This is a genomic window from Roseomonas sp. TS2 (assembly GCF_058833935.1).
Genome location: NZ_JCACVY010000177.1, coordinates 1 through 9,098, shown reverse-complemented (window position 1 = coordinate 9,098; position 9,098 = coordinate 1). Strand labels below are relative to the sequence as shown.

11 protein-coding genes and 1 pseudogene are annotated in these 9,098 nt (G+C 74.8%); all 12 read right to left on the bottom strand.

All coding sequences use genetic code 11. The features are described from left to right. Positions 1-333, bottom strand: a pseudogene (locus tag ACZJYS_RS20070) (MFS transporter); the annotation flags it as partial. Beyond that, on the bottom strand, positions 333-1,301 hold the full coding sequence (gene thiL / locus ACZJYS_RS20065) for a thiamine-phosphate kinase (RefSeq protein ID WP_493180078.1): 969 nt from the start codon (positions 1,299-1,301) through the stop codon (positions 333-335). The gene thiL and the pseudogene ACZJYS_RS20070, both read right to left, overlap by 1 nt. Positions 1,302-1,364: 63 nt before the next feature. After that, positions 1,365-1,889: a transcription antitermination factor NusB gene (nusB, locus tag ACZJYS_RS20060; protein ID WP_109516389.1), complete on the bottom strand. Its 525-nt coding sequence runs from the start codon at positions 1,887-1,889 to the stop codon at positions 1,365-1,367. Further along, entirely contained in the window at positions 1,886-2,395 is a 510-nt protein-coding gene (gene ribH / locus ACZJYS_RS20055) for a 6,7-dimethyl-8-ribityllumazine synthase (RefSeq protein WP_493180077.1), read from the bottom strand. Before ribH ends, nusB begins: the two co-directional genes overlap by 4 nt. A 12-nt stretch (positions 2,396-2,407) precedes the next feature. Continuing rightward, on the bottom strand, positions 2,408-3,526 hold the full coding sequence (ribB, locus tag ACZJYS_RS20050) for a 3,4-dihydroxy-2-butanone-4-phosphate synthase (protein ID WP_493180076.1): 1,119 nt from the start codon (positions 3,524-3,526) through the stop codon (positions 2,408-2,410). Continuing rightward, positions 3,523-4,155, bottom strand: a complete 633-nt coding sequence (locus ACZJYS_RS20045; RefSeq protein ID WP_493180075.1) for a riboflavin synthase — start codon at positions 4,153-4,155, stop codon at positions 3,523-3,525. The genes ribB and ACZJYS_RS20045 overlap by 4 nt, the downstream gene beginning before the upstream one ends. Continuing rightward, the gene (gene ribD, locus ACZJYS_RS20040) at positions 4,156-5,331 is read right to left on the bottom strand and encodes a bifunctional diaminohydroxyphosphoribosylaminopyrimidine deaminase/5-amino-6-(5-phosphoribosylamino)uracil reductase RibD (RefSeq protein WP_379633507.1); all 1,176 of its coding nucleotides are present in this window, start codon (positions 5,329-5,331) and stop codon (positions 4,156-4,158) included. It abuts the gene before it with no gap. After that, positions 5,328-5,906 carry a GNAT family N-acetyltransferase gene (locus ACZJYS_RS20035; RefSeq protein WP_379633505.1) on the bottom strand — a complete coding sequence of 193 codons (579 nt, stop codon included), beginning with the start codon at positions 5,904-5,906 and terminating at the stop codon, positions 5,328-5,330. Before ACZJYS_RS20035 ends, ribD begins: the two co-directional genes overlap by 4 nt. Before the next feature lie 7 nt (positions 5,907-5,913). Continuing rightward, complete coding sequence (gene nrdR, locus ACZJYS_RS20030) at positions 5,914-6,369, bottom strand: transcriptional regulator NrdR (protein WP_109516056.1); 456 nt, start codon at positions 6,367-6,369, stop codon at positions 5,914-5,916. Between the two features lie 24 nt (positions 6,370-6,393). After that, on the bottom strand, positions 6,394-7,695 hold the full coding sequence (gene glyA / locus ACZJYS_RS20025) for a serine hydroxymethyltransferase (protein ID WP_379633503.1): 1,302 nt from the start codon (positions 7,693-7,695) through the stop codon (positions 6,394-6,396). Positions 7,696-7,699: 4 nt separating this feature from the next. Beyond that, a complete protein-coding gene (rpiB, locus tag ACZJYS_RS20020; RefSeq protein WP_109516058.1) occupies positions 7,700-8,176 on the bottom strand; it encodes a ribose 5-phosphate isomerase B in 477 nt (158 codons plus the stop codon). Between the two features lie 45 nt (positions 8,177-8,221). Continuing rightward, positions 8,222-9,098 (bottom strand): dienelactone hydrolase family protein (locus ACZJYS_RS20015; protein WP_493180074.1); only part of this gene is annotated, 877 nt, incomplete at its 5' end.

Here is a 9,098-nt window from a genome sequence, read left to right as displayed (position 1 = left end):
ATCGCCCTGCCAGACGCCGAGCGCGAAGGTCAGGCTGCCGAGGCAGGCGCCGAGGGCCCCCAGCACGAAGCCCGCCTTCCGCCCCAGCCGGGCGAAGACCAGCCCCGCCGGGATGGAGGCGGCCATGGTGGAGGCCATCTGCAACGCCATGGGCAGGGTGGCCAGCGCCTTGTCGCTGGCCAGGCTGTGGCCGATCAGCGCCGACATCGCCACCTGCCCCACCACGGAGGCGTTCATCAGCGCCTGGCAGGCGAACATCAGCCAGACCGTCCTGCGCATCTCGGCGTCCGCCCGGGCGTTCCCCACGGCGTCCGCCGGTTCCGTTCCTGCCATCAGAAGTGGCTCCATCCCCCCTGGCCGAGGTCAAGGCGCGCCCCGGCTCCATCCACCACCGTAACCACGGCCTCGCCCGGCGCGAAATGCCCGATGCGCGACACAGCCACGCCGCAGGCGGCGGCCTGGGCGCGGATGGCCTCCGCATCCCCGGGTGCCGCGGCGAAGAGCAACTCGTAATCGTCGCCGCCGGTCAGGATGCGCGGGAGCAGCGCCGGCGCCCCGCGCAGCAGCGCCCGCGCCGCCGGCGAGAGCGGCACATCCGCCGCGCGCAGCACGGCGCCGCAGCCGCCGGCGCGGCAGAGATGGCCGAGATCCTGCGCCAGCCCGTCCGACACATCCATCGCCGCGCGGGCGAGGCCCGCCAGCGCCTGCCCTAGCCCCAGGCGCGGGCGCGGCAGCCGGTAGCGCTCGGCCAGGAAGCCCGCCGCATCGGCCGGGAACTCGCCCTGCAGCACGCCGAGGCCCAGCGTGCCGTCGCCGATGCTGCCCGAGACCCAGATCTCGTCGCCCGGCCGCGCCCCCGCCCGGCGCAGCGCCGCGCCGGGCGCCACATGGCCGAGGATGGTGAGGGAGAGATGGATCGGGCCGGGGGTGGAGACGGTGTCGCCCCCCAGCAGGGAGAGGCCGAATTCGCGCTGGTCCGCCGCCAGCCCGGCGGCGAAGGCGCCGAGCCAGCCATCCGGCAGGCCGCGCGGCAGGCCGGTGGTCATCAGGTAGCCGAGCGGCGCCGCGCCCATGGCGGCGAGGTCGGAGAGGTTGGTGCGCAGCAGCTTGCGGCCGATGGTCTCCGGCGGGTCGTCCGGCAGGAAGTGGACGCCCGCCACCATGGCGTCCGCCGCCAGCACCAGCTCCCGCCCCGCGGGCGGCGCCAGCAGCGCGGCGTCGTCCTCCAGCTCCAGCGCGCCGGGGCCCGCGAGCGGGCGGAAATGCCGGGCGATCAGCGAGAATTCCGGCGGCAGGGTCATGGAAGCAGGGTCATGGGGAAGGCTCTCCGCCCCGGCGGGGAGGCGGCGCCTCCCCCGCCCGGCTCAGCGCTGGAACTCGGGGGCGCGCAGCGAGCGGGCCATGGCGTCCAGCACGCCATTGGCGAAGCGCGGCTCCTCGCCGCTGAAGAAGCCGTGCGCGATGTCCATGTATTCGTTGATCACCACGCGGGCCGGCGGCTGCGTGCCGGAGGACAGCTCGAAGGCCGCGGCGCGCAGCAGGGCGCGCAGCACCGGGTCGAGCCGCACCACCGTCCAGTCGCCCGCCAGATGGCCGCCGACGATCTCGTCCAGCGAATCGCCCTGGCGCGCCACGCCGCGCACCAGCTCGGCGAAGAGCGGCACGTCCGCCAGCGGCACGCGGCCATCCTCGAAGCCGCCGGCATCGGGGCCGATGCGGTGGCGGACGAACTGGTCGAGCACCGTCTCGGCCGCCTCGCCGGTCTGCTCGCTCTGGAACAGCGCCTGGATGGCGGCGACGCGCGAGCCGGTGCGCGGGCGGCCCTGCGGCGGCGCCGGGCGCTTGCCCTGCGGGCCGCCCTTGGGGGCACCCTTGCCGGAGCCGCTCACTTCGCGCCCCACTTCACGTTCCAGCGGCGCGCGAGCGCCACCTGCGCCAGCAGCGCATGCGCCGCCTCGGCACCCTTGTTGTGGCGGTCGTTGGAGGAACGGGCCACGGCCTGGGACAGGGTCTCCACCGTCAGCAGGCCGAAGCCCAGCGGCACGCCGGTCTCGCCGCTGATGTCCATGACGCCCTGGCAGACCGCCTCGCAGATGAACTGGTAGTGGTCGGTCTCGCCCTTCACCACGCAGCCATGCAGCAGGAAGCCGTCCCAGCCCCCGGCCCCGCCCTGCGCCGCCGCCTTCAGCGCCAGGCGCAGCGCGGCGGGCAGCTCGAAGGCGCCGGCCACGTCCACCACCTCCAGCGTCGCCCCCGCCTCGGCCAGCACGCGCTCGGCGCCGTGCCGCATGCCGGAGACCACGGCCTCGTAATACGGCGCCTGGATCAGCAGGATGCGCGGCGGCGGGCCAGGGATGGCGGGGGTGGCGCGCTCCGGCGCGTCGATGGTGCTCATGTATTCAGGTGCTCACTGGTGCTCGATCGGCCGGGTCTCGGCCACGGTCAGGCCGTAGCCCTCCAGCCCGACGATCGCCCTGGGGTGGTTGGTCAGCAGGATCATCTCGCGCACGCCGAGATCGGCCAGGATCTGCGCGCCGATGCCATAGTCGCGCAGCTCCGGCTGCTCGCTGCGGTCGCGCCCGGCGCGGACCCGCTCGGAGAGGGCGGTGGGCTTCACGTCGCGGATCAGCACGACGACGCCGCGGCCCTCGCGCGCGATGGCCTCCATGGCGTGGTGCAGCTCGGCCGCGCCGCTGGTGCCGACGATGTCGGCAAAGAGGTTCACCGCGTGCATGCGCACCGGCACCGGGCCGGGCCGGGCCAGGTCGCCCTTCACCAGCGCGACATGCTCGCCGTATTCCAGCGTGTTGGCATAGACGACGGAGCGCCACTCGCCGCCCGGCGCCCCGGCATGGCGGCCTTCCTCGACGCGGCGCACCAGCCGCTCCGTGCGGCGGCGGTGGCCGATCAGGTCGGCGATGGTGCCGAGCTTCAGCCCGTGGTGCTGGGCGAAGGCCACCAGGTCCGGCATCCGCGCCATGGTGCCGTCCTCGTTCATGATCTCGCAGATCACGCCGGCCGGGTTCAGCCCGGCGAGGCGGGCGAAATCGACCGCCGCCTCGGTGTGGCCGGCGCGCACCAGCGTGCCGCCCTCGCGCGCCACCAGCGGGAAGACATGGCCGGGGGTGACGATCTCCTCCCGCCGTGCCTCGGGGTTGATGGCCACCGCCACGGTGCGCGCCCGGTCGGCCGCCGAGATGCCGGTGGTCACGCCGTCCCGCGCCTCGATCGAGACGGTGAAGGCGGTCTGGTGGCGGGTGCCGTTGCTCTGCGCCATCAGCGGCAGGCCGAGCTGCTCCACCCGCGCCTTGGTCATGGCCAGGCAGATCAGGCCGCGCGCATGGCGGGCCATGAAGTTGATGGCGTCGGGCGTGGCGAACTGGGCGGGGATGACGAGGTCGCCCTCGTTCTCGCGGTCCTCGTCATCGACGAGGATGAACATGCGGCCGCGCCGGGCCTCCTCCAGCAGCTCCTCGGTGGGGCTGAGGAACTCCGAGAAGGAGGTGCGCTGGGTCAGAATATTCATGCCTTGGTCTCCCCCCGCCGGGCATCGCCCGCCTCGAACTCACGCAGGCGGGCGACATAGCGCGCCAGCATGTCGATCTCGATATTCACCGGCGCGCCGGGCCGCAAGCCGCCGAGCGTCGTCACCTGCGCCGTGTGCGGGATCAGGTTCACGCCGAAGCGGCTGCCCTCGACGTCGTTCACGGTGAGCGAGACGCCCTCGATGGTGACCGAGCCCTTCGGCGCCACGAAGCGGGCCAGAGCCTCGGGCAGCTTCACCACCAGGCGCAGCGAGCCGTTCTCGGGCGTGGCGGAGACCACCTCCCCCACCCCGTCCACATGGCCGGAGACGACATGGCCGCCCATCTCGTCGCCCATCTTCAGGGCGCGCTCCAGGTTGATGGTGCCGCCCTGCCGCCACTGGCCGAGCGTGGTCTTGCCCAGCGTCTCGGCCGAGACCTCGACGGTGAAGCGCCGCTCGTCGCGCGCGATGACGGTGAGGCAGCAGCCGGAGCAGGCGATGGAGGCGCCGAGGGCGGCCCCCTCCAGCCAGCCCTCGGGCGTGGCGATGACGAGGCGCATGTCCTGCCCCCCGCCGATCGGCGTGACCTCGGCCACCTGGCCCTGGGCGGTGATGATCCCGGTGAACATTCAGTCGGCCCCGATCTGGCTGGAATGGGTCTCGCTGGCATACTCGCTGAGCAGGTCCGCCCCCGGCAGCGCCAGGGCGGTGCGGCGATATCTGGGCATGGCCGACAAAACCTCCAGCGGCAAAGCGTCCAGCGCGGCCCTGCCATCGGCGCCGATGATGCCGGGGGCATGGAACCAGGCCAGCCGGTCCACCAGCCCGGCGCGCAGCAGCCCGGCGCCGAGCGCCGCGCCGCCCTCGGCCAGCACCCGCGTCAGGCCCCGCGCGGCGAGCGCCCGCAGCAGCGCGGCGGGGTCGAGCCCCAAGGGAACCCCGTGCGCGCCCTCGGCCTCCGGCACCTCGACGATCTCGGCGCCGGCGGCGCGCAGCGGCTCCAGCAGCGCATCCGGGTGGCCGGGGCGGGTGGCGACCCAGACCGGCCCCTGCCCTTCCCGCAGCATGCGCGCGGTGGGCGGCAGGCGCAGCCGGGCATCGGCCACCACGCGCACCGTCGGCACGGCGGCATAGCCGGGGATGCGGCAGGAGAGATCCGGGTCGTCGGCCAGGGCGGTGCCGCTGCCCACCAGCACGGCGTCGTGCCGGCCGCGCAGGGCGTGCGCCATGCGCCGCGCCTCGGGGCCGGTGATCCACTGGCTCTCGCCGGTGCGGGTGGCGATGCGGCCATCCAGCGTGGTGGCCAGCTTCAGCGTGACCAGCGGCAGGTTGCGCGTCAGGCGCTTGAGGAAGCCGGCGTTCAGCGCCCGCGCCTCCGCCTCCAGCAGCCCCACCGAGACGGCGATGCCGGCGGCGCGCAGCCGCGCCAGCCCGGCGCCGTCCACCCGCGGGTCGGGGTCGCGCATGGCCACCACCACGCGGGCCACGCCGGCGGCCACCAGCGCATCGGCGCAGGGCGGCGTGCGGCCCCAGTGGCAGCAGGGCTCCAGCGTGACATAGGCGGTGGCGCCGCGCGCCGCCGCCCCGGCGCGCTTCAGCGCCTCCGTCTCGGCATGCGGGCGGCCGCCGGGGGCGGTCCAGCCGCGCCCGACCACGGCGCCATCGCGCACGATGACGCAGCCCACCGCCGGGTTGGGCCAGGTGTTGCCGAGGCCACGCGCGGCCAGCGCCAGCGCCGCGCGCAGATGCGCCTCGTCGGCCGCCTCCGCCGCCTGGCCCGGGTCCTGGCCGGCGCCCGTGCTCATGCCGCGGCGCAGGGCAGCGCGCCGCCCGCCGTGGCGCCGGCCAAGGGCTTGGCCAGCACGGTGTGCGGCAGCGGCACCTGCAGCACCGGCTCGGTGCGCTGCCCGGCCGCCTGCATGGCGTAGCCGCGGCGGCGGAACAGGCCGAGGGCGCGTAGATGCCCGCTCGGCACCCGCACCCGCAGGCTCTCCGCCCCGGCCGCGGCCAGATGCCGTTCCATGGCGGCGAGCAGGGCGGAGCCGATGCCCTGGCCGGCCGCCCCGGGCGCCACCCACAGCCCGGTGATGCGCGCCGGCTCGCCGGGCTGCGCCGGCTCGGCCAGGATGCAGCCGAGCGGGCGGCCCTCCGCCTCAGCCAGCAGCAGCGGGCCATGGGCGGCGAAGAGGGCGGCGAAGCGGCCGGCATCAGCGCGGGCGCGCAGCCGCGCCGGCATCAGCGCCGCCGGCCCCTGGGCGAAGGCGGCGGCGGCCATCACCGCCAGCGCCGCCCGGTCGCCCGGCAGGGCCTCGCGCAGCGTGGCCAGAACGGCGGCGGCATTCCCGGCGGCACGGGCCGCGGGATGGAAGAGGATCACCATGGGTCTGTCAGCCGTTGCGGTCGAGCGAGCCGAGAAAGGCCTGGAAATCCGCGGCCTCGCCGAAATTGCGATAGACCGAGGCGAAGCGCACATAGGCCACCTGGTCGAGTTCCTTGAGCGTTTCCATCACCATCTCGCCGATGGCGCGGGAGCTGATCTCGCTCTCGCCCTCGGCCTCCAGCCGGCGCTGGATGCCGTTGACGATGCGCTCCACCCGGTCCTCGTCCACCGGCCGCTTGCGCAGCGCGATGCGGATGGAGCGGGCGAGCTTGTCGCGGTCGAAGGGCACGCGGCGCTGGTCGGACTTCACCACCGTCAGCTCGCGCAGGGTCACCCGCTCGAAGGTGGTGAAGCGGGCGCCGCAGGACGGGCAGGACCGCCGGCGGCGGATCGCCGCCCCGTCATCGGCGGGGCGGCTGTCCTTCACCTGCGTGTCCTCGCTGCCGCAGAACGGACAGCGCATCTCCCGCCCCCCTGCCCCGGCCGCTCAGCGGTAGATCGGGAAGCGCTGGCAGAGCGCCAGCACCTCGGCACCGATTTCGGCCTCGACCGCGGCATTGCCTTCCGGGTCGTTGGCGCGGGAGAGGCCGAGCAGCACGCGGCCGATCATCCGCCCGATCTCGCGGAACTCCGCCTCGCCCAGGCCGCGCGTGGTGCCGGCCGGCGTGCCGAGGCGGATGCCCGAGGTGACGAAGGGCTTGGCCGGGTCGAAGGGGATGGCGTTCTTGTTGCAGGTCAGGTGGGCGCGGCCCAGCGCCGCCTCGGCCGCCTTGCCGGTCAGGTTCAGCGGGCGGAGATCGACCAGCATCAGGTGGTTGTCCGTGCCGCCGGTGACGATGCCGGCGCCCTGGGCCACCAGCTCATCCGCCAGCGCCTTCGCGTTGGCGACGACGGCCCTGGCATAGGCGCGGAACTCGGGGCGCAGCGCCTCGCCGAAGGCCACGGCCTTGGCGGCGATCACATGCTCCAGCGGGCCGCCCTGCAGGCCGGGGAAGACGGCGCTGTTGAACTTCTTGGCCAGCGCCTCGTCATTGGTCAGGATCATGCCACCACGCGGGCCGCGCAGCGTCTTGTGGGTGGTGGTGGTCACCACATGGGCGTGCGGGAAGGGGCTGTCATGCGCGCCGCCGGCCACGAGGCCCGCGAAATGCGCCATGTCCACCATGAAGGTGGCGCCCACCTCGTCGGCGATCGCGCGGAAGCGGGCGAAATCCCAAGCGCGGGAATAGGCGGAGCCGCCGGCGACGATCACCTTGGGGCGGCTCTCGCGCGCGATGCGCGCCACCTCCTCCATGTCGATGCGGCCGCTCTCGCGCTCCACCGTGTAGGGCGCCACCTTGAACCACTTGCCGGACTGGTTGGCGGGCGAGCCATGCGTCAGGTGCCCGCCGGCGGCGAGGTCGAGGCCCATGAAGGTGTCGCCCGGCTGCATCAGGGCGAAGAACACCGCCTGGTTGGCCTGGGCGCCGCTGTGCGGCTGGACGTTGGCGAAGCCGCAGCCGAAGAGCTGCTTGGCGCGCTCGATGGCGATGGTCTCGATCTCGTCCACCACCTCGCAGCCGCCATAGTAGCGCTTGCCCGGCAGGCCCTCGGCGTACTTGTTGGTCAGGATTGAGCCCTGGGCCTCCAGCACGGCGCGGGAGACGATGTTCTCGGAGGCGATCAGCTCGATGCCGTCCTGCTGGCGGGTCAGCTCACGGCCGATCAGCGCGGCGATGTCGGCATCGGCCTCGGCCAGCGGGGCGCCGAAGAAGCGGCCGGCGAGGTGCGCGGGGGACAGCTCGTTCATCGGTTCAGGCCTCCTGGGCGGTGCCGGCGGCGAGGATGCGCGGCGTGATCTTGGCGATGCGACGGTCGTGACGGCCCCCTTCATAGGGGGTGGTCAGGAAGGCGGAGAGCGCGTCCAGCACCACCTCCGGCCCCACGGTGCGGGCGCCGAAGCAGGCGATGTTGGCATCGTTGTGGGCGCGGGTCAGCCGCGCCTCGGTGGTGTTGTGCACCACCACGGCGCGGATGGCGGGGTGGCGGTTGGCGGCGATCGCCATGCCGATGCCGGTGCCGCAGACCAGCACGCCGAAGCGCGCCTGGCCGCCCGCCACCGCCTCGGAGACGGGGTGGGCGAAATCGGCGTAGTCGCAGCTCTCGCTGCCATGGGTGCCGAAGTCGAGCACGGGGTGGCCGGCCGCCTCCAGCGCGGCCCGCAGGCTGTCCTTCAGGGCGACGCCGGCATGGTCGGCGCCGAGGGCGATGGGGGTGTCGGCCGGATTCATGGCGCCCCCGTTACCACGCCTCGCGGCGGCGGGAAATGCAAAGCCCTAGGGCCTGGATGCAGGGCCGGCATGTGCGGCGAGGAAGGCCAGCGCTCTTGGCATGGCGAGCGCCCGCGCGGCGGGGTAGGCGCCGGCCGTCACCCGCCGGCCGTCGGGCAGTTCCAGGGCGCGCGGCGGCGCCTCGCCCGGTGCGTCGAAGCCATGGCCGGCGCCGGGGTAGAGCACCGCCTCCACCCGGCCCGGCGGCTGCGCCGCGGCCCAGCCCTGGCAGAAGCGCGCGGGCGTCCAGTCATCCGCCTCGCCCAGCAGCAGCAGGAGGGGAATGGCGGCCATGGTGCCGGCACGGCGGGCGGCGAGGCAGCCGGGATAGAAGGCCACCGCCGCCCGCACCAGCCCCGGCTCCGCCCGCGCGGCGGCCGCCAGCACCGTGCTGCCGCCATGCGACCAGCCGAGCAGCAGCACCCCGCCGGGCGCGGCCCAGCTCTGGGCCTGCGCCCAGGCGGCGGCGGCCAGGGCATCGGCCGCGCGCACCGGGTCCGGCCGCGCCGGGTGCTCCGGCCGGCCGCAGGCCGGGCCGAGGCCGCGGCTGCCGAAGCTGTCCGGGAACAGCACGGGGTGGCCGGCTTCCACCAGCCGCGCCGCCCAGTCCCGCTCCCGCGCCGGGGGGCGCATCGCCCCTGGCGGGCCAAGGCCGCCGCAGCCATGCAGCGCCACGACTGGAACGCCGAGCGGGGCACCGGCCGGCGGCAGGGCCAGCAGGGCGCGCAGCGGCGTGCCCTCCGGCCCGGGCAGGGTGACGGGCCGCAGCTCCACGGCCCGGGCAACGGGCGGTGCCAGGGCGAGGAGCGGCAGGAACAGGGAGAGGAACAGGCGGCGCATGCGGCCGAGGCTGCCACCGCCACGCCGCCGCCGGGCATGAAAT